Raw genomic sequence first — 26,821 nt, 5'->3', positions numbered from 1 at the left:
GAACATGAGCTCACCTCAACAGTACGATTCAGGCCATGTCCGCTGACGAACATGCGCCGCACTCTTCACTTGGTTCCGCCGTCCCCGATCGCTCCCCAATCCGCAACCCCGCCGGCCTCGCGCTGGTAGTCGTGGGGATTCTCGCTGGCGTGCTGGGGGCCATCCTTTGGATCGTCGGGGCGAACCAGCTCAAGCATGATCAAAACGTCGCCGACTTCACCCGCGCTATCGGTTTGGACAGTGGGCTCGATCTCAGTGCGGCGAGTCCAGCAGTCGACGGGGATGTTGCGCTCATCTGGTGGGGCATCGCGTTGGTGATCCTCGGCGTGCTGTTGCTGGCGGCGCGGCTGATCATTGCTGCTGCAACGCCGCGGGGGAGCACCGCCGTCGATCGTCCTTCCCGCTCAGAGCGGATGGCTGAGCGAGGGCGAGATGAAGACGGGGCGGCCTGAGACTCGATCAGTAGCAACCGGCGTACCGTCTCCTACCGGGCGCGGGTCCTGGAACTTTACCCTTGTCGGACGGACGCCGATACGGCAGCGACGTGAGGGCGGGATGCCATGACTGAGTATGAAGTGACGGCTGAGCAGTCCGGGGGATGGTGGATCCTCCAGGCCGTAGAGGCGCCCGGGGCGATCAGCCAGGTGAAGAGCCTCGAGCAGGCCGACGACATCAAAGAGGCCATCGCCTTCGTTACCGGAGAGCGGGAGGAGTCGATCGTGATCCGCGTTCAACCCGTGTAGGCCTGGGTGCCGCGGCGAGGCGTGTAGCCCTTTGGGGTGTGACGCAGCGGGGAACCGCGAGCTAGCATCCGAACATGATGAGGAAAGCTCTGGCTATCGCAGTCCTGGCGGCGCTGTCGCTGGCTGGCTGCTCCGCACAGGGCGCCCCGTCGCGGAGTACTCAAGCGGTGGAGCACCCCAGCCCCTCTGCATCATCGACCCCTACTGTTCACGTGCTGACGGCGGCGGAGGCCGGCCAGTTCTACCTAGCGACCGTGTGTCCCGCCAACAAGGCGCAGGACGCAAACAATGCGGCGTTCACGGCACAGGACCTCGCTTCCATTCGGGCCACCGCAGCTGCGGCCCGCGACGCGTACCGGGCGCAAGCAGCCGCGTTCACCAAGCCGGATCTGATCTGGCCGACCGTGGTGTCCGCGGCAGACATGAAGCTGCTAACCGACTCGGATTTCAACATCATCTCGACGTACGAGGCGATATCGGGCGCTGGGTCAGTCGAGGCAGCCAACGCGATCTCGAAGGGCTACGTCGACAACGGCGCGGGAGCGGCAGCGCAACGCATCCGGCTAGCGCTGAACCTACCTGCCGACACGTCTGCGGGCTGCTAGCGTCCAGGCAAGGCGCGGTAGACGAACTTCGCCATACCGATCTCGTCTGATTCGACGACGGGGCCCAAGCCCTATCGACTACTTCCGAAAAGGTGCAAGGCATGCTGAGCGACCCACTGCCCCCGCAGTTCCCCGACACGGTCGGCGAGGACAACGGGATCGAGTTCATGAAGGACGGGGCGATGTACCGGATCATGCGGTACGACGATGACACCTGGCTGATTCACGCCAGGGGGCGCGCCGCTGACGATTTCCAGCTCGTTCTCACCCCGGACGGCAACCAGTGGACCGTGGTGGGAAGCAACGGGATGATGCATCCGTTTGCGACGGGCATCACCAAAGGTGAGATCTTCAGCAAGCTCTTCTGACCTACTCGGCGTGAAGGCGAGGCGTGAAGCCCACAGACCGGTAAACCCGCCGGCCGCCCTCCCACGAGCATCGGAGCTCAGGTCAGGCGTTGAGCGAAGCGCGCAGCGGGTCTGCCGGAAGATGAGTAGCGCCGCCGCCACATGCCTTCGAGGGCGACGTCGCGATGTGCAGGAAGGTACGGTCAGGTCATGACGGAGCTCGACGAAAGCCGAGACGGCTCTGAGCACGCTGCGGTGATGGTTCGGTATCGCGAGAATCTCGCTTTCGTGGTGAAGAGCGCGCAAGCCTTCGACGCCGGAGATCATGCTGAAGCGCTGCGGATGGCTACAGCCGTTCGCACTCTCTCATACGACGAGGGGCGGGGAGACAGCATACTCACGCAGATCGGCGCAAAGCCCGGGATGCCGTGGCGGTCGTTCTACACACCATTCGCCATGGATGTGCCGGAAGGGACTCCAACGTTCGGTTCTTCCGTGTATGGCATCGCCCTCGGTCCGGACGGGTCAACCTATCTTGAACCACTCGATTTTGGACCTATTGGCCGCCATGTGTCTTACAGCGACTGGTGGGCTGTCGAGCCTGTTGTGCAGTTCGGCGACGGTCACATCACCCGCAAGCAACTCGTCTTGGGGCTCGCCAACCAGGATGGCGGCGCCCACGTTGATCTAGCTGGCCAGCACATCACGGCCCTCTTTGCCAGTTCGCCGACGCTCGTCCGCACCAACGGCAGTGAGGTGCAGGAAGCTGAGCAACTCGCCTTCCAGCGCGGCCTTCTGCAGATCCAAATGCGAACCGTCGCGAGCGAGGTCTGCTACTCCATCAGAAATGCTGAGAGCTCCGGATTGATCCGAGACTGACTAAGCGGGACGGTTGGGCCGACTACCTTACGCATCCGGCGTGGGATTTTGTCCGATACCGAGCGCTCGGCCCCGCTGCGTGAGCATGCGCTTCGAGTCGTCAGTGTCACCACACCCATAAGCGCATCCAACCGGGCCGCAGAGGCGATGGCATGGGCGGCAAGGTCTCACTCGCTCTGCGGTCGCGCGAAGTGGACTTGGCGTGCCTACTCGACCCCAGCATCAGTTCATGCGTCGCAAGGTCGTTGTACCACGACATCACTGCGAGTACTCAGGAGCTTCGGTTGTGGGCGACTTTTGGACGATCGAGGGTATGCGAGCTTCGCATGCCCCCGCCGACCCCAGTGTTTACACGGGATCAAGGGCCCACTAGAGCAGTACCCCCAGTGGGACTCGAACCCACACTCGGGCGAGTTTAAGTCGCCTGCCTCTACCGATTGGGCTATGGGGGCCGACGATCTGCGGAAGACGGTCCGCGAGCGACGGACTAGCGGTCGCGGTACGGCGACTTGACCAGCTGGATGACAGCCCCGGTGGCGAGGCCGCCCCCGACGATCACGACGAGCCAGATAAGACCGATGAGCAGACCTTCCATGGGCTCAACGCTACACCGTCGCCGTCCGGCGGCGCGTCTGCGAACTCCCTCAGGCCATCCGAAGGGGGCGCCCATCCCCGCGGCACAAAATGCATTCGACACCCTTTCTGGTGAGGTTGTCCCCGATCCGGCCGGCGCCCGGGCTTCCCCGACGCGGGCGTTGGCCGGATCTCCACCGCATCCAGCTGCTCCACCGGCCGGCGGTTAGGCTCGACGGGTGACCTTCCGGTGCCCCTGCCTCAGCGGAGAGACGTACGACGCGTGCTGCGGTCCGTTGCACCGCGGGACGCCGGCACCGAGCGCCGAACGGCTCATGCGGTCGCGGTTCAGCGCGTTCGCCCTCGGTGACGCCGACTACCTGCTGCGCAGCTGGCATCCCTCCACCCGGCCGACCGAGCTGGGCCTCGACCCGGGCCTGCGGTGGTACCGGCTCGATGTCGAACGCACCGAGCGGGGAGGGCCGTTCGACCGCGAGGGCATCGTCGAGTTCGTCGCGCACTTCAAGGGGGCCGAGCGCGGCAGCCTCCACGAGGTGTCCCGCTTCGTGCGCGAGGGCGGCGACTGGTTCTACGTGGAGGCGTTGACGCCGTCGTCGGGGCCGGAGCGATCGAGCGCCGGCGCCACGTAACGCTCCCACAGCCAGACCGCGACGCTGGCCGCCGCGAAGCCGACCGCGAGTCCGACGATCAGGATGACGCCGACGCCGCGCTCGACGAGGGAGGCGACCGGCAGCAGCAGGGCGAACAGCACGGTGTAGACCACGAGGCTCAGCCCGGTCCACAGCCAGCGCGACCACTGCGCGACGGCCCGGCCCGCCAGCCCGCCGAGGGGCAGCAGCATCACGGCGGCGGAGCCGATGCCGACGAGGGCCAGCGCGTTCGCGAGTTCGAGAAGGAAGGCACTGAAAGCGTTCGTGGGCGCTCCGATCAGTCCGACGGTCAGCCATGCCAGAACGCCGAGGGCCGCCACCGCGGAGAGCTGCACGGCCGCGATGCGGCCACGCCGCACCCGGCCGGCGTGCGGGCCGAGGGAGAGGCCGACGACGAGAGCGAACAGCAGAGCGGGGGAGAGGCCGATCAGTCGCGATCCGATCGCCGCAACGGCCACGACGATCAGCAGACCGGGACGGACGACCACCCGCGGGATGGGCAACCCCAGGTGCGGCGCGAGGCCGCGCCCGGCGAGCAGCCAGACGGCATTGACCGCGGCGACCGCGATCGTCACCGCGAGCAGCACCCTCCCGAACGCGGCCGCGTCGGGCAGGGGAGTGGACAGGGTGACGAGCAGGGCGGAAGCCGCGGCGACCAGAGGGGCGAGCCACGCGGGCTGCCGGGTCGCAGAGGTGGCTGCGGCGGTTCCCGCCGCAGTGGCGGCAGCGGATGCGGCGACCGGCGGCTTCCTCACGCCACCGAACAGCGGCGAGGCATCGGACATCTCCGACCGGGGCCGGTTGCGGCCGAAGACGGACACGCTGCGTCGTCGGCCCGTGCCCGAGCGGCCGCGCGCGAGGGCGACGGTCAGCAGGCGCGCAGGGAGCACGAGAAGCAGGATGGCGGCCACCGCGAGTCCCGCGGAGCGCATCCACCCGGGCAGTGACGCCGTCGAGACGACGGGAGCCGACGCGGTCGAGAAGGGCGTCGCGATCCAGTCGTCGGTGTCGCGTGGAGCGGTGAGCCGGGGCGGCACGGCACCCGGCGCGGCCGGGACAGGCGCGGGCGTGGCAGAGGGGCTGGGCGTGCGCGTCGGGGATGGCGCGGGCGCAGCGGCGGCCGCCGCGACGGTCAGAGCGATGACGTTGCTCCCGGGGCTCACGTTGCCTGCAGCGTCGCGCTGCAGCGCGGAGAGCGTGTAGCCGCCCGCCGGGAGGGCGCCCTGGCAGGCCCAGGAGCCGCCCGCGACAGTGGCCGCGCAGACGACGGAGGCGCCCTGCGACGTCGACGCGTAGAGGGTGACGTGCGCCCCGGTCTCGCCGCTGCCGCCGAAGGCGACCGGCTCGCCGGCGCGCACGGAGGCGCCGCCCGCCGGTGTCGTGATGCCGGGTGCCGCCGGCGCCGTGCGGTCCACCTCGATCGGGACCCGGGCGCTGCTGCCGGAGCGCTGGGAAGAGAACCCGGCCAGTTGCGTCGCCGTGACGCTGTGGCGCCCGTCGGGCAGGTTACCGCTCAGCACGCATGCCCAGGCGCCGTTGGAGTCGGCCGGGAACGTGCAACTCGCGCCGGTCTCGGCCGTGACGGTCACCCGGGCGCCCGGGTAGGCGGTGCCGCGGACCCCGCCGCCGGTGGCGACGACGCCGTCGCCGGCGATGACCGGCGGGCGGAGCACATCCACTCGTCCGCTGTCGGCGCCGCCGCCGGTGGCGGACTCGGCGCGCACCGGCACTCCGGGTCCGTCGGGGAGCGATTGCAGCGCGCAGCTCCAGTGGCCGTCGTCGCCGACGGTCTCACGGCAGCTCTCGGCGGCGCCCGGTGACGAGCCGCCGGAGACGTCGATCACGTCGCCGGGGGTTCCGGAGCCGGAGACGGTGATCGGAAACGACCGGACGAGACCGTTCGGCAGGTCGTCGAGCACGGGCCGCTGCGGAGTGGGCGGCGGCGACGGGGTGTCGGACGGGGAGGCGGAGTCGGTGGGGGCGGATGCGGCCGCGGTGGGTGGTGCGGCCGGACGGACGGTGCCGGGAGAACTGGATGCTGCGGAACGGGCTGCTGCGGAACGGGATGCTGCGGAACGGGATGCTGCGGAAGCGGATGCTGACGAGGTGACTGCGGGCTGCCGTGCGGAGGCGGCGGGCGAGGCGGAGGCGGGAGGCGCTGTCCCGATCAGGCCGACGGCGCTGAGGAGAAGCGCGGCGACGGCGGCGACGGTCGCAAGAGACACCAGCCCGATAGACCCCCGTGGCCGGACTGGTGGTGACACGTCGCTCGTAAATCCCCGCATTCCACCCCATTCCAGGGGGTACGGCACTCCGCTGTCAAACGGATCGCCACATTTACGGCATACTGTGATCTGGGTCAGGTGTCCCACTTTCTCCCGTGCGACGGTGCGCGGCAGAGCCTTCAGGAGTCCGGATGACGCGCATCCCGGTCGCAGACCGCCGCACCGCACTGGTGCAGGCCGCGCTGCGGGTGATCGCCCGGGACGGCGTCGCTGCGGCGACCACGCGTCGCATCGTCGCCGAGGCGGGAATGCCGTTGGCGAGCTTCCACTACGTCTTCTCCTCGCGCGACGAACTGATGGCCGAACTGATCGAGGCGGCGGTGCAGGGCGAGCAGACCGACTTCGCCCCCGCGCTCGCGGCCGGCAGCGAGGCGATCCGGATGCGGGACGCGATCCGCCTCGCCCTCCAGCGCTACTTCGACGGCGTGCGCGCCGACCCCGACCGCGAGAAGGCGATGTTCGAGCTGACCCAGTGGGCGCTCCGCGAGCCCGGCTTCGGACCGCTGGCGCGGCGGCAGTACGCGCGCTACCACGAGGTCGCCGCGCACGCCGCGGCCGAGGTCGCAGCGCTCACCGGGAGCGAGTGGATGCGTCCCCTCGACGAGATCGCGCGCATCCTGGTCTCGTTCACCGACGGTCTGACAGTCGCCTGGCTGGTCACTCGCGACGACACCGCCGCGGCCGCCGTCATGGATGTCTGCGCGGACGCGCTGGCCGCCCTCACGACCCCGGCGCGAGCCGGATCCGCCACCCGCCCCTCGACGAACGCAGGTGCACGATGACGAACACCACGACGCCGGCGGTCTTCGCCGAGCCGGTCCGCAAGGTTCCCGGCCGGTGGATCGCCGCCTTCGCCGTCGGCTGGCTGGGGGTGTGGATGGCGCAGCTCGCGCCCATCCAGAAGCTCCTGCCCGACCAGGTGCAGACCCAGCTGAACACCACCGACTGGGTGCAGAACGTCATGGCGTTCGGCGTGATCTCGGGCATCTCCGGCGTCTGCGCGATCATCGCCTACCCGCTGACCGGCGCGCTCTCCGACCGCACCACCAGCCGGTTCGGGCGCCGCCGGCCATGGATCGCCGCGGGCGCAGTGGTGTTCGCCATCTCGCTCGTACTGCTCGGGCTGCAGAGCACCCTGGTCGGGATGGGCGTGTTCTGGTCGCTCGCACTCACCGGTTTCTGCATCCTCACCGCCGCCCTCACGGCGACGATCAGCGACCAGGTGCCCGTCGACCAGCGAGGCTACGTCAGCGGCTGGATCAGCGCACCGCAAGCCATCGGCATCATCCTCGGCGTCGCGCTCGTGACGTACGTCTTCACCGGGGCCCTCATCGGCTACACGGCAATGGCCGTGCTGCTGCTTGTCCTCGTGCTGCCCTTCCTCTTCCTGCCGGATGCGGTGCTGCCGCGCGAGCTGCGGGAGCGGATGACGATGCGCGGCGTCATCGAGGGGCTGTGGATCAGTCCGCGCGAGCATCCCGACTTCGGCTGGACCCTGCTCAGCCGGGTGCTCGTCAACTTCGGCAACGCGTTCGGCACGTCCCTGCTGCTCTACTTCCTCGAGTTCGGGCTCCGCGACCCGAATGCGGATGACGACCTGCTCATCCTGATCCTCGTCTACATGGTGTTCGTGATCGTCGCGTCGCTGGTGCTCGGGCGCCTGTCCGACCGGCTCGGGCGGCGGAAGGCGTTCGTGTTCGCCTCCTCCGCGGTTCAGGGCATCGCGGCGCTGCTGCTCGCCTTCGTACCGCAGCTGTCGGTCGCGATCGTCGCCGCAGGTCTGCTCGGGATCGGCTACGGCTGCTTCCTCTCGGTGGATCAGGCGCTCGCCACCCAGGTGCTGCCCGACGCCGAGAACCGGGGCAAGGATCTCGGCATCATGAACATCGCCCTCGCGGTGCCGCAGGCGGTGGCGCCGCTGTTCGGGGCGCTGATCGTCGCGGCCCTGGGCGGCTTCGCGGGTCTCTTCGTCCTCTCGGCCGTGTTCGCCTTCGCCGGCGCGCTCGCGGTCGCCCGAGTGAAAGCGGTGCGGTAGTGACCGACCTCGACCTGTCCACCCCTCCTGTCGCCTCCGAGCGCACCTGGACGACTCCGGACGTGTTCTGGCCGTCGTTGTCGGCGGCGACCACCCGGCTCGATCCGCCGCTGGGAGTGCTGCACCTGCCGGCGCTCCGCCACAACGCGCACGACATGCTGCGGCGGGCTGCAGCGCCGGGGCGAGCGCCGAAAGCGATCCGGGTCGCCTCCAAGTCGGTGCGCGTCCGCTCGGTGATGGATGCGGTGCTCGCCCTTCCCGGGTACGCGGGCGTTCTCGCGTACACCCTCCCTGAGGCCCTCTGGCTGGCCGAGGGCGACGCCGAGCATCCGCCGATCGAGGATGTGGTGGTCGGTTACCCGACGGCCGACCGCGCGGCCATCGCCCGACTGGCCGCCTCCCCGGAGCTGGCCGCGCGGGTGACCCTGATGGTCGACTCGGTCGCGCACCTGGACTTCATCGATTCGGTGGTCCCGCCCGCACAGCGCGAGACCATCCGGCTGTGCCTGGAGCTCGACGCATCGTGGCTCGCCCCGGTGCTCGGCCATGTCGGCGTGTTCCGCTCGCCGCTCTACTCGGCCGGATCCGTTCGCACCGTCGCCGAGGAGATCGTGCGTCGCCCGGGCTTCGCGCTGGTCGGGATGATGGCGTACGAGGCGCAGATCGCGGGCCAGGGCGACAACCCGCCCGGAAAGCCCGCGTGGGGCGCGACCCTCCGCTGGGTGCAGAAGAACTCGTGCGAGGAGCTGCTCAGCCGGCGCGGGGAGGCGGTGGCGGCGGTGCGCGGCCTCGCCGACCTCGAGTTCGTGAATGGCGGAGGGACCGGCTCGATCGAATTCACCGCCTCCGACGAGTCGGTCACCGAGGTCGCCGCCGGCAGCGGACTGTTCGGCGGGCATCTGTTCGATACCTACCGGTCCTTCCATCCCGCGCCTGCCGCCTCCTTCGCACTCTCGGTGGTGCGCCGGCCGAACGCCGAGACCGCCGTGCTGCTCGGCGGCGGCTGGATCGCCTCCGGCCCTCCCGGACCCGACCGGCTCCCGAAGGTGGAGTGGCCGACCGGGGTGTCGATGGTGGCGCGGGAAATGGCCGGCGAGGTGCAGACGCCGCTGACGGGAGCCGCGGCCGCGGTGATGCGCATCGGCGACCGGGTCTGGCTGCGCCACACCAAGTCCGGCGAGCTGAGCGAGCACCTCGACGGGTTCCAGCTCGTGGACACGATCGACGGTCGCGCTCGCGTGGTCGGTGTCGCGGCGACCTACCGCGGCGACGGCAGGCTCTTCCTGTGACCGCAGCGGGAGGGCTCTGGCGCAACTGGGGCCGGACGGAGGCCGTGCGCCCGCAACGCGTCGAACGGCCTGCGACGCCCGAAGCGGTGCAGCGCGCGGTGCAGGCGGCCGCCGCCAAGGGGATGCGGATCAAAGCGGTCGGCGCCGGACACAGCTTCACCGGCATCGCCGTCGCCCCCGGCGTCCAGCTCGACCTGGAAGATCTGACGGGGATCGTGGATATCGACCTCGAGCGCGGTCGGGTGACGCTCGCGGCGGGGACGCATCTCCACCAGCTCCCGCAGCTGCTGCGTCCGCACGGGCTGGCGCTTACGAACATGGGCGACATCGACCGGCAGACCATCGCAGGTGCCACCTCGACAGGCACCCACGGTACCGGAGGCTCCTTCGGCGGCCTGGCGACGCAGGTCGTCGGCCTCACCCTCGTCACCGGCACCGGCGAGCTGCTGCGGATCGACGAGACCGAGAACGCCGAGCTGCTGCCTGCCGCCCGCCTCGGGTTGGGCGCTCTCGGCGTCATCGTGGACGTGACCATCCAGTGCGTGCCCGCCTACCTCCTGCAGGCGGTCGAGCGACCGGAACCGTTGCATGCGACGCTCGAGAGCTACGTCGAGCGCTCGGCGGGGGAGGACCACTTCGAGTTCTACTGGTTCCCGCACACCGAGACCGCGCTGACCAAGACGAACACCCGGCTCCCGCTCACCGCCGGGCGTGCGCCGCTGCCCAGCGTCGGCCGCTGGATCGACGACGAGCTGCTGGCCAACGGCGTGTACCGGGGAGTGTGCGCGCTCGGGACGGTCGCGCCCGCCGTCATCCCGCCGTTCAGCCGGCTCGCGCAGCGCCTCACCGGCAACCGCGACTTCACCGACCACTCGCCGCGCGTGTTCGTCACCAACCGCACCGTGCGGTTCCGGGAGATGGAGTACGCGCTGCCGCGGGAGGCGGTGCCCGAGGCGCTCGCCGAGGTGCGGTCGCTGATCGAGCGTCGCGGCTGGCGCATCTCGTTCCCCATCGAGGTGCGCAGCGCTGCTCCCGACGAGAACTGGCTGTCGACCGCGTACGGGCGCGAGACCGGCTACATCGCGGTGCACCGCTACTACCGCGAGGACCACCGCGAGTACTTCTCGGCGGTCGAGGAGATCATGGTCGCGAACGAGGGCCGGCCGCACTGGGGCAAGCTGCACCGTCAGGATGCGGACTCCCTGCGGACGGTGTACCCGCGCTTCGACGACTTCCTCGCCGTGCGCGACCGCCTGGACCCGGAGCGCCGCTTCGAGAACGCCTACCTCCGCCGCGTCCTCGGCCCCTAGCTCAGTGCGCGCGACCGCGCCCCCGTGTAACGTCGGCCGCGGGGCGCGCGGGCGCGCACGCGACGCGAGGGCGCGCACGCGACGGCCGACGGCTAGAAGGTGCTGCCCATCTTCTCCAGGCGCTCGACGCGCTCGGGGATGGGGGGATGCGTCGAGAACAGTCGCGCCATGACGCCCGGCTTCAGCGGGTCGTTGATCCACAGGTGCGCCATCGAGGAGTTCTGCTTGCGCATCGGCCGGCCGTACGCCTCGAGCTTCAGGAGGGCGCTGGCCAGCGCATCCGGATGCCGGGTGGTCATCGCGCCTGTCGCGTCGGCCAGGTACTCCCGCTGCCGCGAGACGGCGAGCTGCACCAGCGTGGCGACCAGCGGGGCCACGATCGCGGCGATCAGGCCGAAGACCAGCACCATGGGGTTCCCGCCGCCGTTGTTGTTGTTATTGCGGTTGCCGCCGAAGAACGCCATGCGCAGGAAGATGTCGGCGATGAAGCCGATCGCGACCGTCAGCCCGAAGACGATCATCCCGAGCCGGATGTCGTAGTTGCGGACGTGCCCGAGCTCGTGCGCCATGACGCCCTCGAGCTCGGCGTCGGTCATGATGTCGAGGAGCCCCGTGGTCGCGGCGACCGACGCGTGCTGCGGGTCACGCCCGGTCGCGAAAGCGTTAGGTGCTGGGTCGTTCACGACGTAGACGGCGGGCATCGGGGTGCCGGTCGTGATCGACAGATTCTCGACGACGTTCCAGAGCCGCGGGTTGTCTGCCTTCGTGATCGGGACCGCGCCCGACATGCTCAGCGCCTGACTGCTCGCCAGGTAGTACTGGAAGACGGCGTAGAGCACCGCTCCGACGAGCACGACGACGAGGATCGTGTAGCTCTGGTAGATGTACGCCGCCAGCCATCCGAGCGCACCGATGAGGACCAGGAACAGCAGGATGATGAAGACGGTGTTGCGCTTGTTCCTGGCGATCGCCCTGTACATTTACGCCCTAGAACTGGACGCGCGGGGGCTCAGCGATCGCGGCGAGGTTGTCGACCTCGAAGAACTCGCGCTCGGTGAAGCCCAGACGTCGGGCGAACATGTTGTTGGGGAACACCTTGATCTTGGTGTTGAACTCCCGCACGCCGCCGTTGTAGAACCGGCGCGACGCCTGGATCTTGTCCTCGGTGTCGACGAGGTCGGCCTGGAGCCGGAGGAAGTTCTGGCTCGCCTGCAGCTGCGGGTAGGCCTCCGCCACCGCGAAGATGCTCTTCAGCGCCGTCTGCATGTGGCCCTCGGCCACGGATGCCTCACCGGGGCCCTGCGCGGACAGTGTCTCGGCGCGCGCCTGGGTGACGGACTCGAAGACGCCCTTCTCGTGCGCCGCGTAGCCCTTCACCGTCTCGATGAGGTTCGGGATGAGGTCGGCACGACGCTTGAGCTGCACCGTGATGTCGCTCCACGCCTCGTCGACGCGCACCTTCAGCGTGACGAGGGAGTTGTAGGTGGCCCAGAGGTAGATCCCGATGATCGCCACGATCACGACGACGATGATGACCGGAATGAGCCATTCCATGTTCGCAGAACTCCTTGTGTGCCAAGCCTCGGGTGACGCAGATGCGTTGTCGACATCCTAGCTTCGGGGGAGGCGGCTCCCACGGCGTTCCCATCACACTCGAAGCAAGCACGTGGCCCGCGGATAGGCGCCGGCAATCGGCCGCGCGAGACCCGTGTACGCGTCCGGGTGCACAATGGGGGCGTGAGCGAGGTGGCTGAGCGCCGGCGTCCCGGACGGCCGCGCAAAGAACGCGGGACGGGTTCGGCGCGCACAGGGATCCTCCGCGCCGCGGCCGAGGAGTTCGCCGAGCGCGGGTACGAGGCCGCATCGCTCCGGGCCATCGCCCGGCGCGCGGGCGTCGACTCGGCGCTCGTCCACCACTACTTCGACGGCAAGGCCGACCTGTTCGCGGCCACTCTGGAGGCGCCGCTGCGCCCGGACCGCATGCTCGAGATCGTGCTCGCCGGTCCTCGCGATGCGGTGGGGGAGTCGCTGGTGCGCTACCTCCTGGAGCAGCTGGATGACGAGAAGTCGGCCCGGCGCATCGTCGTCATCCTGCGCACGGTCCTCGGCAGCGGACCGGGAACCCGGATGGTACGAGAGTTCCTGACGCGCGAGGTGCTCTCCAAGCTCGCCGCACTCTCCGACGAGCCGGATGCGACCCTGCGGGCCGAGCTCGCCGCCTCCCAGCTGGTCGGGGTGATGATGACGCGTTACGGGCTGCAGGTGGAGCCGATCGCGACCGCTCCGGCCGACGAGCTGGTGCGCCGTGTGGGCCCCGTGCTCCAGTACCACCTGTTCGGAGGGCCGGGCACACCGGTGTCTTGACGGGAGGGCGCCGGCAGGCGAATAATTCAGCACATGATGAATTCGCGGGATGGTGCCGGTGCGACGGCCGACACGACGGTCGACGCTGCGCTCGAGCCCGCCGTGGCGATCGAGGGGCTGCGGGTTCGCCGGGGTCGGACCGACGTCATCCCGGACCTCGACCTGCACATCCCGCGCGGGCAGGTCGTCGGGCTGCTAGGGCCGAGTGGATGCGGCAAGACGACCCTGATGCGCGCGATCGTCGGCGTGCAAAAGGTGAAGGGCGGGACGGTGACGGTGCTCGGCCAGCCCGCCGGCTCGGCCGTGCTGCGTCACCGCGTCGGCTACGTCACGCAGGCCGCGAGCGTCTACGACGACCTGACGATCCGCCAGAACCTGGACTACTTCCGCCGGGTGCTCGGCGCCGGGCGCGACGACGTGGATCGGGCCATCAGTGCGACCGACCTGAACGAGCACTCCGGCCGGCTCGTCTCCACCCTCTCCGGCGGACAGCGCAGCCGCGTCTCCCTCGCCGCCGCACTGCTCGGCTCGCCCGACCTGCTCGTGCTCGACGAACCGACCGTGGGGCTCGACCCACTGCTGCGGGTCGAACTGTGGGGCCTGTTCCACCGCCTCGCCGACGCCGGCACGAGCCTGCTGGTCTCCAGCCACGTGATGGACGAGGCGACCCGCTGCGACCGTCTCATCCTGATGCGGGAGGGAGCGGTGCTCGCCGACGCGACACCCGCGCAGCTGCTCGCCGAGACGGGGGCCGCCGACGCGGAGGGCGCCTTCCTCGCGCTGCTCCGCCGCCATCAGGCGAGACACGCTCTGCCCGAGGCGGAGGAGGAGTCACGATGAACCCGACCCGGACGCTCGCGACCACGGGCCGCGTCCTCACCCAGATCCGGCACGACCCGCGCACCGTGGTGCTGCTGCTGGTGGTGCCGAGCCTGCTCATCGGCCTGGTCGCCTGGATCTTCACCGACACCCCGGTGTTCCAGACGATCGGTCCGGCCATTCTGGCGCTGTTCCCGTTCATCGTGATGTTCCTGGTCACCTCGATCACAACCCTGCGCGAGCGCCGCACGGGCACGCTGGAGCGGCTGCTGTCCATGCCACTCGGCCGCGGCGACTTCATCCTCGGCTACACGATCGCCTTCGGGCTGATCGCGATCGTCCAGGCGCTCATCGCCTCGGCGTACGCGATCTGGGTGTGCGGTCTCGACGTGAAGGGAGACCCCTGGCTACTCGTCGCGGTCGCGGTGGTGGATGCGGTGCTCGGCAGCACGCTGGGTCTGTTCGCGAGCGCGTTCGCCCGCACGGAATTCCAGGTGGTGCAGTTCATGCCGCTGTTGGTCTTCCCGCAGATCCTGCTCGGCGGCATCTTCCTCCCGCGCGACGACCTGCCGGCGGGCCTCCGCGAGATCAGCGACTGGCTTCCGCTGTCGCACGCGGTGGATGCGCTCAACGCCGTCGCAGGCGACACACACGACGCCGCCTACGTGGGCGGCCAGCTGCTCATCCTGGGCGCGTTCGCGCTTGCCGCCGTCATCCTCGGCGCCCTCACCCTCCAGCGCCGGACGGCCTGACGGCCGGCGATCGGGAGGACCTCGCTGCGGCTACGCCGTCGCCTCGTCCGGCACCTGCAGCTCGGCGGTGCCCGTGTAGCGGTAGCGGACGCGGGTGCCGGTCTGCGGTTCGTCTATCGCTCGCCACTCGGTGCCGACGTTGTCACCGCCGACGATCGAGACGTCGCGGATGCTCTCCTTCGGCGAGCCGTCGACGAACGACTGGATCACTTCCGCATAGACCTCGGAGTCGGGGTTCAGGAGCACCGCGATGTAGTGGTCCGACCGCCTCACCTCGTGTGCCGGCACCCAGAGCCGTTCGTCGAACTGCACGAGGGTCCGGCCGTCCGCCGCGCCGTGCGGCTTCACCCCGGTGACGATGCCGTCGAGCCAGGTGTCGCCGTCGCGGTAGGCGTACAGCTCGCGCATCGGCGATTCGTAGTCGGCCTCGTCGGCCCCGTCCTCGTCCAAATAGTCCAGCGGTGACGTCATGAACCGCACCCTACTCCCCGCTAGAGCGGTGTTGCGAGCGCGGTCGCGAGCAGCGGCGCGAGGTCTCCGCGGGCGCCCTCTGCGACCTCCACGCGCTCCAGCCCCTGCCAGGCCGCCGTAGCCGCGAGCAGCGGCAGGAGGCGGTCCAGCGTCGCGGGCGGCGCTCCCGGTTCCGTCCATGCCGACTGGATGCGCAGCACCCCCGCCTGCCGGTCGCTCTTCAGGTCGATGCGGCCGACCAGGGCGTCGTCGAGGAGGATCGGCAGCGAGTAGTAGCCGAACACCCGCTTCGGGGCGGGAGTGTAGATCTCGATGCGGTAGTGGAAGCCGAACATCCGGAGCGCCCGGTCGCGGTACCAGACCACCGGGTCGAACGGCGACAGCAGCGCGGCGGCCTCGAGCTGCCGCGGCTTGCGGGCGTCGCGGTGCATCCAGACGCGCACCGGTCGGCCCGCGCTCTCCCAGCCCGGGACCTGCACCGGGACGAGCTCGCCCGCATCCTCGAGCTCCTGCAGCGCGACGGCGACGCGCGGGCCCTTGATCCGGTAGTAGTCGGCGAAGTCGCGGGCGGTGCCGATACCGTGCGCGACAGCGGCGCGACGGAGCAGCTCGCGGATGGCGTCCTCGTCGCTCACCGTGCGGTCGAGGATGCACGCGGGCAGCACGTCGGCCGTGAGGGCGTACCGGCGCTGGAAGCGCGTCCGGCCCGCGATGGCCACTTCGCCGAACAGGAACATGCGCTCGAGCGCGCGTTTGACCTCCGACCATCCCCACCAGGGGCCGGTGCGGTAGTTCGCGTCGTGTTCGATCTCGCCCGCCAGCAGCGGCCCGTTGGCCGCGAGCTCACCGCGCAGCCAGTCGACGGTGCTTTCGTTGACCTCGTACCAACTGCCCGCGCCGCCGTAGCTCTTGCGGTATTCCCGCATCCGCCAGGCGAACAGCGGCCAGTCCTCTTTGCGCATGAAGGCGGCCTCGTGCGCCCAGTACTCGGTGTGCGGTCCGCGTGCGTCGAAGGTCAGCCGGTCGAGCAGCGTGCGGTCGTACCCGCCCAGGCGTGCGAACGCGGGGAGGTAGTGGCTGCGCTCGAACACGTTGACGGAGTCGATCTGGAGGAGCCCCAGCCGGTCGATGAGCCCGTTCAGCTGCCGCGTGCCGACGACGGCCGGCCGCGGCCTCCCGAAACCTTGCGCGGCGAGCGCGATGCGTCGCGCGAGCGCGGGGGAGACCTGTTCGACCACGGCTCGACCTTATCGACAACCTCGGACACTCGACGTTCATCATCCCGTCACCGGCACGCGACCGGCCGGACGTCTGGCCTTTCTAGCGTGACGACGTCCGGGCGCTCCGCCCGGGCGACACCTTGCACTGGAGGAACCCGTGATCAACAAGCGCGCACGTGTCGCAGGCTTCGCCGCCGTGGCCGCCGTCGTCGCACTCTCGCTGTCCGCCTGCTCCGGCGGCGCGAACGCCAGCACCACCGACTCCGCCGCGATCGCCACCGCCACCGACGCTACGTCGGCCGGCGGGATGGATGCGCTGGTCGCCGCCGCGAAGAAGGAGGGCAGCCTCAACATCATCGCGACGCCCGGCGACTGGGCGAACTACCAGGAGATCTTCGACGGCTTCACCAAGAAGTACGGCATCACGATCAACCCGAGCCAGGACAGCGCCTCCAGCCAGGAGGAGATCGACGCCGCGAAGAAGCTCAAGGGCCAGGACACGGCTCCGGACACCTTCGACATCGGCTCGTCCGTGGCCCTCGCGAACACGCAGTACTTCGCGGCCTACAAGCCGACCGGTTGGGACGACATCCCTGAGGCCCAGAAGGAGAAGGACGGCCTCTGGAAGGTCGGCTACTACGGCGTCATGGCGGTCGGCTACGACGCCAACAAGATCAAGACCGCGCCGAAGTCGTTCGACGACCTCCTGAAGCCGGAGTTCAAGGGAGCCGTCGCGCTCAATGGAAACCCGACCCAGGCGGCCGCCGCAGCCGGCGCCGTCGCCTATGCCAGCCTGCAGAACGGCGGGACGCTCGACGACCTGAAGCCGGGCGTGGACTGGTTCGCGAAGCTGAAGAAGGCGGGCAACTGGAACGCCGCCGACGGCAAGCCGAACACCATCGCCTCGGGCGAGACCCCTGTGCTGCTCGACTGGTCGTTCAACCAGAAGGGCTACGCCACCTCCGACACCATCAAGGGCGGCGGCGTGAACTGGAAGTACGTCGTGCTCCCGGGCACCGCGTACGTCGGCTACTACAACCAGGCCATCAACAAGGACGCCCCGCACCCCGCGGCCGCGCGCCTCTGGGAGGAGTACCTCTACAGTGACGCAGCCCAGAACGCCTGGCTGAAGGGCGGCGCCTACCCGGCGCGCGTCGACGCCATGGAGAAGGCCGGAACGCTCGATAAGGACGAGTTCCCGGGCAAGCTGGACGAGGTCGCCGTCATGACCGACAAGCAGGCCACCGACGCCGGCACGCTGCTCAGCTCCACCTGGGCCAACGCGGTCGGCTGATGACCGAGACCGTCACAGGCGCTGCGGCGCCGGCGGTCGAGCGCGCTGCCGCCGGAGTCTCCGTCACGGAGACCCGGCGGCAGCCGTCGTCGGCCAGACCACCCGCCGAGCGCACCCGCAGGCGCCGCCGGGGCATCGCGGCCGTCCTCGGCCTGACGCCCTTCGCGTTCTACGTCGTGGTGTTCCTGGCGGTGCCGACCGTGGTCGCGGTCGGCAGCGGCTTCGTGGATTACGCGGGCCGCTTCACCTGGTCGAACCTCACGGGCCTCGCCGAGCCGGCCATCGCCGGCTCCTTCTTCGGCGCCTTCTGGTTGTCTGCGGTGACCGCGGTGGTCGGCGCGATCGCCGGCGCAGCGCTCTGCTTCGCCATGCTCCGCTCCCGCCCCGGCGGGGTGGCACGCTCGCTGGTCGACTCGGCCAGCAGCGTCCTCGCCCAGTTCGGCGGCGTCATGCTCGCTTTCGCGTTCATCGCCACGATCGGCGCGCAGGGACTCGTCACCGTGCTCCTGCGGAACTTCGCCCACATCAACATCTACGAGAACGGCGTCTGGCTGTACACCGTTCCCGGGCTCATCCTGCCGTACCTCTACTTCCAGATCCCGCTGATGGTGATCACCTTCCTGCCGGCGCTGGAGGGTCTGCGACCCCAGTGGCTGGAGGCGACGGCGACCCTCGGCGGCAGCCGGTGGACCTACTGGACGCGCGTGGGCGGTCCCATCCTGCTGCCCTCGTTCCTCGGCAGCCTGCTGCTGCTCTTCGCCAACGCGTTCTCCTCGTACGCGACCGCCGCTGCGTTGGTCGGTCAGGCGAACAACATCGTCTCGCTGCAGATCCGGCAGGCGCTGATCAGCGAGACCGTGCTCGGTCGCGCCAACCTGGCGGGAGCGATGGCCCTCGGGATGCTGCTGGTCATGGTCGTCGTCATGCTCGGCTACTCGGCGCTGGTCCGCCGCACGGCGAGGTGGCAGCGATGAGCCGCGCCGTCGAGGCACGGCCGCGCCGCCGTCGTGCGCCGGAGCTCCGGCTGGGGCCGGGGCCGGCCGTCCGCGCGGTCATCTGGACCGTGCTCGGGCTCTTCTTCCTCATCCCGCTGTTCTCGATGGTGGAGTTCACCCTCCGCACCGCAAAGCCCGGTGTCTACAACTTCGACCGCTGGGTTGCCGTCTTCTCGGGCGAGACCACACGCTACGACCGCGTGTACCAGGGTCTCGGCAACTCTTTGGTGCTGGCCGTCGTGACGGTCGCCATCGTGCTGCTGGTGCTGCTTCCGACGATCGTGCTCGTCGAGCTACGGTTCCCGAAGCTCCGGCGGCTGCTGGAGGCGGTCTGCCTGCTGCCGATCATGATCCCGGCGATCGTCATGGTGGTGGGCCTCGCCCCGACGTACGCGGTCGTCACCGAGGTCTTCGGGTCGGGCGCCTGGACGCTCGCCTTCGCCTACGGCATCACCGTGCTGCCGTACGCCTATCGCGCGATCCAGAGCAACGTCGCGGCCGTCGACATGATCACCCTCAGCGAGGCGGCGCGGTCCCTCGGCGCAGGCTGGGCGACGGTGTTCTCGGCCGTGCTCGTGCCGAACCTGCGCCGCGGCATCCTGGCCGCCTCCGCCCTGTCGGTGGCCGTCGTGCTCGGCGAGTTCACGATCGCTTCGCTGCTGTCCCGCGTCAACCTGCAGACGTCCCTGCTGCTGGTGTCGCAGTCCGACCCCTTCGTCGCGGTCATCTTCGCGCTCCTCGCGCTGGTGTTCGCGTTCGTCCTCCTCATCGTCGTCGACCGCCTCGTGAGCGTGCGTCGCCGGCGTCCAGCGAAAGGCTGACATGACCGCCCTCGATACCGCACTCCTGTCCTCCCGCACCGGCTCGACGGTCGAACTCCGCGACCTCGTCCGCGACTTCGGCGGTGGAGCCGGGCTCTCCGGGTTCGACCTGGTCGCGGCGCCCGGCGAACTGATCGCCCTGCTCGGGCCGAGCGGCTGCGGCAAGACGACCGCCCTGCGCTCGCTGGCGGGCCTGGAGCGGGTGGACAGCGGCAGCATCCTCATCGACGGCAGCGATGTCACGGACGAGCCGACCAGCCGCCGCGACCTCGGGATGGTGTTCCAGTCGTACTCGCTGTTCCCGCACCTGACCGTCGGCCAGAACGTCGAGTTCGGCCTGCGGATGCGGAAAGTCGCGCCCGCCGATCGCCGACGCCGGGCGGCGGAAGCGCTAGAGCTCGTCGGACTCGACCACCACGCCGGCCGCTACGCCCACCAGCTCTCCGGCGGCCAGCAGCAGCGTGTCGCCCTCGCCCGGGCGCTCGTGACGGAGCCGCGCGTCCTGCTGCTCGACGAGCCGCTTTCGGCGCTCGACGCCAAGGTGCGGGTGCAGCTGCGGGATGAGATCCGCCGCATTCAGACCGACCTCGGCATCACGACGTTCTTCGTCACCCACGACCAGGAGGAGGCGCTCGCCGTCGCCGACCGCGTCGCCGTCATGCGGGCCGGCCGGATCGAGCAGATCGGCAGCCCGGAGGAGCTCTACCACCGCCCGGAGACGGCGTTCGTGGCAGAGTTCGTGGGGCTGACGAACCGCGTGGAGGGAACGGTCGCCGGCGGCAGGCTGCGGGTGCTTGGGCAGGAGGTTGCGCTGGCGTCCCCGGCGGCGGACGGCCCGGTCACCGCCTACCTCCGGCCGGAGGATGTGCTGCTCACGGCCGCCGGCATCCCCGCCGTCGTGCTCACCACGAGCTTCCTGGGGGCGCTGCGCCGCACGCGGGTGCGGCTCGAGGACGGCACCGAACTGTCGCTTCAGCACGGTGCGCGCGAGCGTCCCGAGCCCGGCGACCGCGTCGAGCTCGGCCTGACCGGGTCGCCGGTGACCGTGGCGGAACGCACCGTCGCGGGCGCGTGACCGCGACCGCGGATACACGCTGGGCCGCCACCTGTGAAGGGGCCTGGCGTGCCGCCAGCGCTGCATTGATCCGCAAGTCCCGCGGCCTACACTGACACGCATGTCAGACACCGACCGCCCCGTCCCGCCGCCCGTCACTGCGCCCGGCGCCGAGTCGGCCAACCAGGCGCCCGCGCGCTCCTGGTTCCAGCGCCGCCGCCGCGAGCTTGGCGAGCCCGCCGAGACCATCGACGAGGCTGTGCCCCGCGGGATGCGGATGGCGGGCGCGTGGTCGTGGCGGCTGCTGGTGGTCGGGGCGGTCATCGCCGTGATCATCTTCCTCATCATCCAGCTCAAGCTGATCGTCATCCCGGTGCTCATCGCCGTGCTGCTGTCGGCCCTGCTCGTGCCGTTCAAGGACTTCCTGGTGCGACACCGCTGGCCCAAATGGCTGGCCATCGTGGTTGTGCTGATTGCGCTGGTCATCGTGGTCGGCGGGCTGCTCTATCTCGCCATCTGGCAGATCACGCGCCAGAGCGGCGAGCTCCAGAAGCAGTCGGTCGAAGCGTTCAACGGCTTGCAGGCCTGGCTCACCACGGGCCCACTGGGACTCAGCCCGGACCAGATCAGCAACGCCTTCGCGTCGATCGGCAAGTCCTTCCAGCAAGACAGCCAGGTCTTCCTCTCCGGCGCCCTGTCGGTCGGCTCCACGCTCGGTCACGTCTTCGCCGGAGCGCTGCTGACCCTGTTCAGCACCATCTTCATCCTCATCGACGGCAAGAGCATCTGGGGGTGGATCGTCCGCGTCTTCCCGAAGAAGGCGCGGCCGGCGGTCGACGGAGCGGGCAAGCAGGGCTGGGTGACCCTCCGGAACTTCGCCAAAGTGCAGGTGCTCGTCGCTTCGATCGACGCGCTCGGTATCGGGCTCGGCGCGTTCTTCCTCGGCCTGCCGCTCGTCATCCCGATCGCGGTGCTGGTGTTCCTCGGGTCGTTCATCCCGGTTGTCGGCGCTGTCGTCACCGGCGCGGTGGCGATCTTCATCGCGCTCGTGTTCAAAGGCTGGGTGTTCGCGGTCATCATGCTCGGCGTCGTGCTGCTCGTCCAGCAGATCGAGGGACACATCCTGCAGCCGCTGATCATGGGGAGCGCGGTCAAAGTGCACCCGCTCGCGGTCGTGCTGGCGGTGGCCGCGGGTTCGCTCCTTGCGGGCATCCCTGGCGCCCTGTTCGCCGTGCCGTTCGTGGCCGTACTCAACGTGATGGTGCACTACATCTCCCGTGGCACCTGGCGGAATGCGCCTACGACCGGGTGGGAGCCGCCCGAACGCGCCATCTGGGAGACGGTCCCGCGGCCCGTCCGCAGACCCCCGGGCAAGGCATGAGCCGCCGCATCCACTGGCGCCCCATGCGGCCCGGAGAATACGACCGCCGCTAGGCTGAGCCCGTGGCAACCGCGACCGAACACACGCGCACCCCGTTCGCAGGTCCCAGCCTGGACGAGTTCGAGGCCGCGCGCGCCATCGTGGCGCGGGTGGCGCAGCCGACCCCGATGGAGAGCTCGCGCTTCCTGACCGACCTCCTCGGCGCACCGGTCCTCCTGAAGTGCGAGAACCTCCAGCGCACGGGCTCCTACAAGATCCGCGGCGCCTACAACCGGATGTCCAAGCTGACCGCCGAGGAGCGCGCCCGCGGAGTCGTGGCGGCGTCGGCGGGCAACCACGCGCAGGGCGTCGCGTTCGCGGCCCGGGAGCTGGGCATCCACGCGACGATCTTCATGCCCGTCGGCGTCGCCATCCCGAAGTTCCAGGCGACCCGGGCGTATGGGGCGGATGTGGTGCTGAGCGGTGGATATGTCGACGAGACGCTGCGCGCCGCCGCCGACTTCGCGGCGGAGACCGGTGCCGTCCTCATCCCGCCGTTCGACCATCCGGACGTTGTCGCGGGCCAGGGCACGCTGGGCCTGGAGATCCTCGAAGCGGTACCCAACGTCGAGACCATCGTCGTCCCGATCGGCGGAGGCGGGCTCATCTCGGGCGTCGCCAGCGCAGTCAAGCAGCGCGCGGCCGCCGACGGGCGGTCGGTGCGGGTCATCGGAGTCCAGGCGGCGAACGCGGCCGCCTATCCGCCGTCCCTCGCTGCGGGCGAACCGACCGACATCTCGCTGGTCGCCACCATCGCCGACGGCATCGCCGTCAGCCGGCCGGGAGCCCTGAACTTCCAGATCATCCGCGACGCCGTGGACGAGGTCGTGACCGTCTCTGAGGACGACATCGCCCGCGCCATGGTCGTACTGCTCGAACGGGCGAAGCTCGTCGTCGAGCCGGCCGGTGCGGCCGGGGTTGCGGCCATCCTCGCCGGAGCGGTGCACGCGCAGGGAACGACCGTCGCCATCCTCTCCGGGGGCAACATCGACCCGCTGCTGATGCAGCGCGTGATCAGCCAGGGCCTCGCGGCCGCGGACCGCTACCTCAAGCTCAGGATCATGCTTCCCGACCGTCCGGGGCAGCTCGCCCGGATCGCCGAGATCCTCGCCGGCGTCAATGCCAACGTGGTCGAGGTGCTGCACACCCGGCACGGGCGTGGGATGCAGCTCAGCCAGGTGGAGCTCGACGTCAGCGTGGAGACGCGCGGCACGGAGCACCGGGGCTACGTCATCGACGCGCTCCGCGCCGCCGGCTACGACCCCGTCGTCGACGACGAATAGCGCCGCCGCGCCGTCCTACACGCTTCACACCCAAGCAAACAGCTCCTGAGTTTTTCGCCGATTTCCTTTCGGAAAGGCGGAAAAAGTCAGGAGCTGTTGGCTTGGGTCGGTCGGTCGGTGGCGTGGTCAGCCGGTGTAGGTCTCGACCTTGGTGACCTCGACCGCGATCTGGCGGCCGTTCGGAGCCGTGTACTCCGTCTTGTCGCCGACCTTGAGGCCGAGGATCGCCGCGCCGAGCGGGCTCTGCTCGCTGTAGACGGGGAGGTCGGTGCCGGCGGCGATCTCGCGGTTGCCGATGAGGAACACGCTCTCGTCGCCGGCGATCGTCGCGGTGATGACAGTGCCGGGCTCGACCACACCGTGGCTTTCCGGCGCGGCGCCGACGGTGGCACTGCGCAGCAGATTGGTCAGCTGGACGATGCGGGCCTCGATCTTGCCTTGCTCGTCTTTCGCGGCGTGGTAGCCGCCGTTCTCCTTGAGGTCGCCCTCCTCGCGGGCCGCCTCGATGCGCTTCGCGATCTCGTTACGGCCGTTGACGCTGAGCTCTTCGAGTTCGGCCGAGAGACGGTCGTACGCGTCCTGGGTCAAGAAACTGACCTGCGACTCCTGAGACATGATGAACTCCTTTGCGCTGCGGCTGTGGCCGCAGTTGAAATAGCACCGTGGATGGGGCCGGTTCGGTACCGGTGCTAAAGCCGACGCCCCGGCGATGCCGGGGCGTATCCGCACAATACTAGGCCAGCCAGCAGGTGTTGATCAAACCTGTGTTGGGCTTCATGACCGTTCTGATCGCCTCGCTGTGGGTGGTCACGCGCGACGGCGATCCGGGGTATTCGACGATCCGCCAGCCCACGATCGCGAAGTCCTCGTTCAGGGCCTGGAGTGCGCACGTCACCGGCGTTCCGACCGGAGCGTTGATCGTGAACGAGATGTCGACGTGGTGGTCGTCGGGGATCGTGAAGGCGGTGTCGGTCGTCTCCAGGTTGGCCTGGTCGTTGTCCCAGCCGGCCCAGAAGACCCAGGCGGTGACGATCGCGACGACGGCCAGCGCTCCGCCGATCAGCAGCCAGCGGTCGCGGCGCTTACGTTCGCGGGTGCGCCCGTAGCGGGTGTCGAGGTTCGGGGTCGCCGTCATGCGTGCACCGCCATGCCGTCCAGCTCCGCCTCCCGCGTCTGAGGCCTGCCGCCGGGCGACGGTAGGCTGAGACCAGACTAGGAGAGAAAGCTGTGAATGCTGACGCCCGCCGGCTGATGGCCGTGCACGCCCATCCCGATGACGAGTCCAGCAAAGGCGCCGGGACGTACGCGTCATACGTGCGCCGGGGCGACGATGTCATGGTGGTCAGCTGCACCGGCGGCGAGCGCGGCGACGTCCTCAACGAGCGGCTGGCGCCGGACGCCCGGGCGATGGCGTCGCGCGACCTCCCCGGTCTCCGCCGTCGGGAGATGGCGGCGGCGCAGGCGGTGCTCGGCATCCAGCACCGCTGGCTCGGCTACGTCGACTCCGGCATGGCGAGGGAGGACGGCACATTGCCGCCCAACTCGTTCGCGTCCATCCCTCTGGAGATCTCGGTCGCGCCGCTCGTGAAGCTCATCCGCTCGTTCCGCCCGCACGTGCTCGTCACGTACGACGAGAACGGCGGCTACCCGCATCCCGATCACATCCGCGCCCACCAGGTCGGTGTGGAGGCGTATCGCGCGGCCGCCGACCCGTCCCGGTACCCGGAGCTCGGCGCGCCGTGGCAGGTGTCGAAGCTGTACTACGACCGGATCTTCAACGGCGAACGCGTCCGCGCTGTGCACGAGGCGCTGGTCGCCACCCAGCCGTCGTCCCCGCTCCTCGAACAGCTCACACAGATGCGCTCGTGGATGGACGATGCGCCGTCGGTCGTGACCACGCGCGTCCCCGTGGGCGACGTCCTGGAGGTCCGGGACGCGGCCCTCCGGTCGCACGCCAGCCAGGTCGCGCCCGACAGCGCCTTCTTCTTTTGGCCCAACGACATCCTCCGCCAGGCGTGGCCGACGGAGGAGTTCCAGCTCATCGACTCGAAAGTGGAGACCGAGATGCCCGAGACCGACCTCTTCGCCGGCGTGGTGCCCGAGTGATCGCGGACGCCATCCTGCGCCTCTCCGTCCGGCTGGCGGCGACGCCTGCGCCGACGCCGTCGGGCGCGCCGAGCGACGACTCCGTCACCCCGGGGGTGCTCGGCTTCGTCGTCACCTTCTTCCTCGCGGTGGCCGTCGTCCTCCTCGTCCTCGACATGGTCCGTCGCATCCGCCGGGTGCGGTACCGGGCGGAGATCGCCGAAAAGCTGGATGCTGAGCAGGCTGGCGAGGACCGGGACGATCCGGAACCTCCTGCCCGCTGAGCCGGTTCGCGGCCGGCACGCTCAGAGGGCCCTTCTCAGAACGCCTGGGCCACGCGCTCAACGAGCAATCCCAGCCCAATGAGCGTCATCGCGATCGCGGAGATGCGCGCCAGCACGATGGTGCCGCGTGGCCGCGCCGCGAGCAGCCGGCGCGCGAGCACGGCGACCGTCAGGTAGACGACCGCGCAGGTCGCCACGAATAGTCCACCGAGGAGCAGCATCTGCGCCGCGGGCGCCCACGCGCCGTGAGCCGTGGTCGTGGTGGTGAACTGCGGGACCAGGGCCACGAGCACCAGCAGGCCCTTCGGGTTGAAGCCGCTGACCCCGGCGCCGCGGAGGAACGACGTCAACGGCGAGACGCTTCCGTCGGCGGTGTGCGATGAGAGAGGTCCGGCGGACCGCACGAGCCCGTTGATGCCGATCCACAACAGGTACAGCGCGCCGCCGACGGTCAGCACGTCGAGCAGCACGGGGTTGGCGGCGACCAGGGCGCCGAGGCCGACGGCGACCGCGACGACGACCAGGAGATACCCGAACAGGATGCCGCCGATCGATGGCAGGAGCGCCCGCCCGCCGAGGCCGGCGGTGACCGCGTACGCCCAGTCGGCGCCGGGTGTGCAGACGAGCAGGGCCGCGACGCCCCAGAAACCCATGATCAGTGCCGGATCCATCTGTGCCTCCCTTTGCAGGAAAGCTATGGCGTTTTGGACCGCAAGTGCTTGCGACTTTGGCGCGCTCGCGTCTTTTCTGTGGAAGGATCTGCTTCATGGATGCGATTGATCGGGAGATCCTTGCTGCACTGCAGGAGGATGGCCGACTGAGTCTCACCGACCTGGCCGCACGGGTGGGGCTCACCCTCTCGCCCTGCCACCGCCGCGTCCGTGAGCTGGAGAACGCTGGTGTGATCGAGCAGTACCGCGCCGTGGTGTCGCCGGCGGCCATCGGGCTCGATTTCGAGGCGATCGTGTTCGTGACGATCGACCGGACAGACCCGGAGACGGTTGGTGCATTCGAGGAGGGCGTGCTCGCCATCCCGAACATCGTGCAGGCCGAGCGGCTCTTCGGCGACCCGGACTACATGCTGCGGGTGCTGACCGCCGATCTCACGGGCTACCAGGAGCTGTTCGACGGTCCGCTCGGGGCACTGCCGGGCGTGCGCAAGCTGTCCTCGACCCTGGTCATGAAGCAGGTGACCGGCCGGCGGGCGCTGCCGACATGAGTG

The 26,821-nt window shown here is 69.7% G+C and carries 30 protein-coding genes and 1 tRNA gene; 22 read left to right on the top strand and 9 right to left on the bottom strand.

Going from position 1 to position 26,821, the window contains the following annotated elements; translation table 11 throughout:
- The first annotated feature begins 35 nt into the window (after positions 1 to 35).
- The 5 genes from AB7E03_RS06640 to AB7E03_RS06620 all read left to right on the top strand — a co-directional run bounded on the left by AB7E03_RS06640 (position 36) and on the right by AB7E03_RS06620 (position 2,574).
- On the top strand, positions 36 to 452 hold the full coding sequence (locus AB7E03_RS06640; protein WP_489940401.1) for a hypothetical protein: 417 nt from the start codon (positions 36 to 38) through the stop codon (positions 450 to 452).
- A gap of 108 nt (positions 453 to 560) precedes the next feature.
- Positions 561 to 743 (top strand): hypothetical protein, encoded by a 183-nt coding sequence (locus tag AB7E03_RS06635; RefSeq protein WP_489940399.1) that lies wholly within the window; start codon positions 561 to 563, stop codon positions 741 to 743.
- A gap of 212 nt (positions 744 to 955) precedes the next feature.
- Complete coding sequence (locus AB7E03_RS06630) at positions 956 to 1,348, top strand: hypothetical protein (protein ID WP_489940397.1); 393 nt, start codon at positions 956 to 958, stop codon at positions 1,346 to 1,348.
- Positions 1,349 to 1,449: 101 nt separating this feature from the next.
- A complete protein-coding gene (locus AB7E03_RS06625; protein WP_489940395.1) occupies positions 1,450 to 1,716 on the top strand; it encodes a hypothetical protein in 267 nt (88 codons plus the stop codon).
- 189 nt (positions 1,717 to 1,905) lie between these two features.
- Positions 1,906 to 2,574, top strand: coding sequence for a hypothetical protein (locus tag AB7E03_RS06620; protein WP_489940393.1), 669 nt, complete (start codon positions 1,906 to 1,908; stop codon positions 2,572 to 2,574).
- Positions 2,575 to 2,952: 378 nt separating this feature from the next.
- On the opposite strand, the gene AB7E03_RS06615 is transcribed toward AB7E03_RS06620, so the two are convergent.
- Positions 2,953 to 3,026, bottom strand: a tRNA-Leu gene (locus tag AB7E03_RS06615).
- Between the two features lie 360 nt (positions 3,027 to 3,386).
- Between AB7E03_RS06615 and AB7E03_RS06610 the strand changes: the two genes are divergently transcribed.
- Positions 3,387 to 3,797 (top strand): YchJ family protein, encoded by a 411-nt coding sequence (locus AB7E03_RS06610; RefSeq protein ID WP_489940391.1) that lies wholly within the window; start codon positions 3,387 to 3,389, stop codon positions 3,795 to 3,797.
- On the opposite strand, the gene AB7E03_RS06605 is transcribed toward AB7E03_RS06610, so the two are convergent.
- Positions 3,737 to 6,043, bottom strand: coding sequence for an Ig-like domain-containing protein (locus AB7E03_RS06605; RefSeq protein ID WP_489940389.1), 2,307 nt, complete (start codon positions 6,041 to 6,043; stop codon positions 3,737 to 3,739). The two genes, AB7E03_RS06610 and AB7E03_RS06605, sit on opposite strands and share 61 nt — an antisense overlap.
- Positions 6,044 to 6,234: 191 nt before the next feature.
- Here AB7E03_RS06605 and AB7E03_RS06600 point away from each other — a divergent pair, with 191 nt between their 5' ends.
- Genes AB7E03_RS06600 through AB7E03_RS06585 form a run of 4 tightly spaced genes read left to right on the top strand, consistent with a single transcriptional unit; the run spans position 6,235 to position 10,737 of the window.
- Positions 6,235 to 6,885 (top strand): TetR/AcrR family transcriptional regulator, encoded by a 651-nt coding sequence (locus AB7E03_RS06600; protein WP_489940387.1) that lies wholly within the window; start codon positions 6,235 to 6,237, stop codon positions 6,883 to 6,885.
- Complete coding sequence (locus AB7E03_RS06595) at positions 6,882 to 8,138, top strand: MFS transporter (RefSeq protein ID WP_489940385.1); 1,257 nt, start codon at positions 6,882 to 6,884, stop codon at positions 8,136 to 8,138. Before AB7E03_RS06600 ends, AB7E03_RS06595 begins: the two co-directional genes overlap by 4 nt.
- On the top strand, positions 8,138 to 9,427 hold the full coding sequence (locus tag AB7E03_RS06590) for a type III PLP-dependent enzyme domain-containing protein (RefSeq protein WP_489940383.1): 1,290 nt from the start codon (positions 8,138 to 8,140) through the stop codon (positions 9,425 to 9,427). The genes AB7E03_RS06595 and AB7E03_RS06590 overlap by 1 nt, the downstream gene beginning before the upstream one ends.
- Complete coding sequence (locus AB7E03_RS06585) at positions 9,424 to 10,737, top strand: D-arabinono-1,4-lactone oxidase (protein ID WP_489940381.1); 1,314 nt, start codon at positions 9,424 to 9,426, stop codon at positions 10,735 to 10,737. Before AB7E03_RS06590 ends, AB7E03_RS06585 begins: the two co-directional genes overlap by 4 nt.
- 92 nt (positions 10,738 to 10,829) lie before the next feature.
- On the opposite strand, the gene AB7E03_RS06580 is transcribed toward AB7E03_RS06585, so the two are convergent.
- Both AB7E03_RS06580 and AB7E03_RS06575 read right to left on the bottom strand, forming a co-directional pair.
- Positions 10,830 to 11,717 (bottom strand): M48 family metalloprotease, encoded by an 888-nt coding sequence (locus tag AB7E03_RS06580; RefSeq protein WP_489940379.1) that lies wholly within the window; start codon positions 11,715 to 11,717, stop codon positions 10,830 to 10,832.
- A gap of 7 nt (positions 11,718 to 11,724) precedes the next feature.
- Entirely contained in the window at positions 11,725 to 12,291 is a 567-nt protein-coding gene (locus AB7E03_RS06575; protein WP_489940377.1) for a LemA family protein, read from the bottom strand.
- A 183-nt stretch (positions 12,292 to 12,474) separates the two neighbouring features.
- Here AB7E03_RS06575 and AB7E03_RS06570 point away from each other — a divergent pair, with 183 nt between their 5' ends.
- Genes AB7E03_RS06570 through AB7E03_RS06560 form a run of 3 tightly spaced genes read left to right on the top strand, consistent with a single transcriptional unit; the run spans position 12,475 to position 14,672 of the window.
- Positions 12,475 to 13,101, top strand: coding sequence for a TetR/AcrR family transcriptional regulator (locus tag AB7E03_RS06570; RefSeq protein WP_489940375.1), 627 nt, complete (start codon positions 12,475 to 12,477; stop codon positions 13,099 to 13,101).
- A 33-nt stretch (positions 13,102 to 13,134) separates the two neighbouring features.
- Positions 13,135 to 13,941 carry an ABC transporter ATP-binding protein gene (locus AB7E03_RS06565; protein ID WP_489940373.1) on the top strand — a complete coding sequence of 269 codons (807 nt, stop codon included), beginning with the start codon at positions 13,135 to 13,137 and terminating at the stop codon, positions 13,939 to 13,941.
- Positions 13,938 to 14,672, top strand: a complete 735-nt coding sequence (locus AB7E03_RS06560) for an ABC transporter permease (RefSeq protein ID WP_489940371.1) — start codon at positions 13,938 to 13,940, stop codon at positions 14,670 to 14,672. Before AB7E03_RS06565 ends, AB7E03_RS06560 begins: the two co-directional genes overlap by 4 nt.
- A 30-nt stretch (positions 14,673 to 14,702) precedes the next feature.
- Here AB7E03_RS06560 and AB7E03_RS06555 read toward each other — a convergent pair whose 3' ends face one another.
- Both AB7E03_RS06555 and AB7E03_RS06550 read right to left on the bottom strand, forming a co-directional pair.
- A complete protein-coding gene (locus AB7E03_RS06555; protein WP_489940369.1) occupies positions 14,703 to 15,143 on the bottom strand; it encodes a hypothetical protein in 441 nt (146 codons plus the stop codon).
- 20 nt (positions 15,144 to 15,163) lie between these two features.
- Entirely contained in the window at positions 15,164 to 16,381 is a 1,218-nt protein-coding gene (locus tag AB7E03_RS06550; RefSeq protein ID WP_489940367.1) for a winged helix-turn-helix domain-containing protein, read from the bottom strand.
- Positions 16,382 to 16,520: 139 nt separating this feature from the next.
- Here AB7E03_RS06550 and AB7E03_RS06545 point away from each other — a divergent pair, with 139 nt between their 5' ends.
- The 6 genes from AB7E03_RS06545 (at position 16,521) to ilvA (ending at position 23,230) form a co-directional block, all read left to right on the top strand.
- Complete coding sequence (locus tag AB7E03_RS06545; protein WP_489940365.1) at positions 16,521 to 17,657, top strand: ABC transporter substrate-binding protein; 1,137 nt, start codon at positions 16,521 to 16,523, stop codon at positions 17,655 to 17,657.
- On the top strand, positions 17,636 to 18,631 hold the full coding sequence (locus AB7E03_RS06540) for an ABC transporter permease (protein WP_489942877.1): 996 nt from the start codon (positions 17,636 to 17,638) through the stop codon (positions 18,629 to 18,631). Before AB7E03_RS06545 ends, AB7E03_RS06540 begins: the two co-directional genes overlap by 22 nt.
- Positions 18,619 to 19,473 (top strand): ABC transporter permease, encoded by an 855-nt coding sequence (locus AB7E03_RS06535; RefSeq protein ID WP_489940363.1) that lies wholly within the window; start codon positions 18,619 to 18,621, stop codon positions 19,471 to 19,473. The genes AB7E03_RS06540 and AB7E03_RS06535 overlap by 13 nt, the downstream gene beginning before the upstream one ends.
- Position 19,474: 1 nt before the next feature.
- The gene (locus AB7E03_RS06530) at positions 19,475 to 20,548 is read left to right on the top strand and encodes an ABC transporter ATP-binding protein (protein ID WP_489940361.1); all 1,074 of its coding nucleotides are present in this window, start codon (positions 19,475 to 19,477) and stop codon (positions 20,546 to 20,548) included.
- A gap of 100 nt (positions 20,549 to 20,648) precedes the next feature.
- Positions 20,649 to 21,908 carry an AI-2E family transporter gene (locus AB7E03_RS06525; protein ID WP_489940359.1) on the top strand — a complete coding sequence of 420 codons (1,260 nt, stop codon included), beginning with the start codon at positions 20,649 to 20,651 and terminating at the stop codon, positions 21,906 to 21,908.
- 62 nt (positions 21,909 to 21,970) lie between these two features.
- Positions 21,971 to 23,230: a threonine ammonia-lyase gene (ilvA, locus tag AB7E03_RS06520; protein WP_489940357.1), complete on the top strand. Its 1,260-nt coding sequence runs from the start codon at positions 21,971 to 21,973 to the stop codon at positions 23,228 to 23,230.
- 126 nt (positions 23,231 to 23,356) lie between these two features.
- On the opposite strand, the gene greA is transcribed toward ilvA, so the two are convergent.
- Together greA and AB7E03_RS06510 are read right to left on the bottom strand one after the other, a co-directional pair.
- Positions 23,357 to 23,845 (bottom strand): transcription elongation factor GreA, encoded by a 489-nt coding sequence (gene greA, locus AB7E03_RS06515; RefSeq protein ID WP_441781739.1) that lies wholly within the window; start codon positions 23,843 to 23,845, stop codon positions 23,357 to 23,359.
- Positions 23,846 to 23,963: 118 nt separating this feature from the next.
- Entirely contained in the window at positions 23,964 to 24,365 is a 402-nt protein-coding gene (locus tag AB7E03_RS06510) for a DUF4307 domain-containing protein (protein ID WP_441781740.1), read from the bottom strand.
- Between the two features lie 116 nt (positions 24,366 to 24,481).
- On the opposite strand from AB7E03_RS06510, the gene mca reads away from it, so the two are divergent.
- Both mca and AB7E03_RS06500 read left to right on the top strand, forming a co-directional pair.
- Positions 24,482 to 25,336 carry a mycothiol conjugate amidase Mca gene (gene mca, locus AB7E03_RS06505; protein ID WP_489942876.1) on the top strand — a complete coding sequence of 285 codons (855 nt, stop codon included), beginning with the start codon at positions 24,482 to 24,484 and terminating at the stop codon, positions 25,334 to 25,336.
- Complete coding sequence (locus AB7E03_RS06500; protein WP_489940354.1) at positions 25,333 to 25,599, top strand: hypothetical protein; 267 nt, start codon at positions 25,333 to 25,335, stop codon at positions 25,597 to 25,599. Before mca ends, AB7E03_RS06500 begins: the two co-directional genes overlap by 4 nt.
- A gap of 35 nt (positions 25,600 to 25,634) precedes the next feature.
- On the opposite strand, the gene AB7E03_RS06495 is transcribed toward AB7E03_RS06500, so the two are convergent.
- Positions 25,635 to 26,270 (bottom strand): LysE family translocator, encoded by a 636-nt coding sequence (locus tag AB7E03_RS06495; protein ID WP_489940352.1) that lies wholly within the window; start codon positions 26,268 to 26,270, stop codon positions 25,635 to 25,637.
- A 95-nt stretch (positions 26,271 to 26,365) separates the two neighbouring features.
- Between AB7E03_RS06495 and AB7E03_RS06490 the strand changes: the two genes are divergently transcribed.
- Positions 26,366 to 26,818, top strand: a complete 453-nt coding sequence (locus AB7E03_RS06490) for an Lrp/AsnC family transcriptional regulator (protein ID WP_489940350.1) — start codon at positions 26,366 to 26,368, stop codon at positions 26,816 to 26,818.
- Positions 26,819 to 26,821 lie beyond the last annotated feature (3 nt).

Source organism: Leifsonia sp. RCC_180 (assembly GCF_058138205.1).
This window is presented reverse-complemented; position numbering and strand designations above follow the sequence as displayed.

Coding starts and splice junctions, on each gene's coding strand:
- AB7E03_RS06640 (WP_489940401.1), top strand. CDS start 36: ATGTCCGCTGACGAACATGCGCCGCACTCTTCACTTGGTTCCGCCGTC.
- AB7E03_RS06635 (WP_489940399.1), top strand. CDS start 561: ATGACTGAGTATGAAGTGACGGCTGAGCAGTCCGGGGGATGGTGGATC.
- AB7E03_RS06625 (WP_489940395.1), top strand. CDS start 1,450: ATGCTGAGCGACCCACTGCCCCCGCAGTTCCCCGACACGGTCGGCGAG.
- AB7E03_RS06620 (WP_489940393.1), top strand. CDS start 1,906: ATGACGGAGCTCGACGAAAGCCGAGACGGCTCTGAGCACGCTGCGGTG.
- AB7E03_RS06600 (WP_489940387.1), top strand. CDS start 6,235: ATGACGCGCATCCCGGTCGCAGACCGCCGCACCGCACTGGTGCAGGCC.
- AB7E03_RS06595 (WP_489940385.1), top strand. CDS start 6,882: ATGACGAACACCACGACGCCGGCGGTCTTCGCCGAGCCGGTCCGCAAG.
- AB7E03_RS06580 (WP_489940379.1), bottom strand. CDS start 11,717: ATGTACAGGGCGATCGCCAGGAACAAGCGCAACACCGTCTTCATCATC.
- AB7E03_RS06575 (WP_489940377.1), bottom strand. CDS start 12,291: ATGGAATGGCTCATTCCGGTCATCATCGTCGTCGTGATCGTGGCGATC.
- AB7E03_RS06565 (WP_489940373.1), top strand. CDS start 13,135: ATGATGAATTCGCGGGATGGTGCCGGTGCGACGGCCGACACGACGGTC.
- AB7E03_RS06560 (WP_489940371.1), top strand. CDS start 13,938: ATGAACCCGACCCGGACGCTCGCGACCACGGGCCGCGTCCTCACCCAG.
- AB7E03_RS06555 (WP_489940369.1), bottom strand. CDS start 15,143: ATGACGTCACCGCTGGACTATTTGGACGAGGACGGGGCCGACGAGGCC.
- AB7E03_RS06530 (WP_489940361.1), top strand. CDS start 19,475: ATGACCGCCCTCGATACCGCACTCCTGTCCTCCCGCACCGGCTCGACG.
- AB7E03_RS06525 (WP_489940359.1), top strand. CDS start 20,649: ATGTCAGACACCGACCGCCCCGTCCCGCCGCCCGTCACTGCGCCCGGC.
- greA (WP_441781739.1), bottom strand. CDS start 23,845: ATGTCTCAGGAGTCGCAGGTCAGTTTCTTGACCCAGGACGCGTACGAC.
- AB7E03_RS06510 (WP_441781740.1), bottom strand. CDS start 24,365: ATGACGGCGACCCCGAACCTCGACACCCGCTACGGGCGCACCCGCGAA.
- mca (WP_489942876.1), top strand. CDS start 24,482: ATGGCCGTGCACGCCCATCCCGATGACGAGTCCAGCAAAGGCGCCGGG.
- AB7E03_RS06495 (WP_489940352.1), bottom strand. CDS start 26,270: ATGGATCCGGCACTGATCATGGGTTTCTGGGGCGTCGCGGCCCTGCTC.
- AB7E03_RS06490 (WP_489940350.1), top strand. CDS start 26,366: ATGGATGCGATTGATCGGGAGATCCTTGCTGCACTGCAGGAGGATGGC.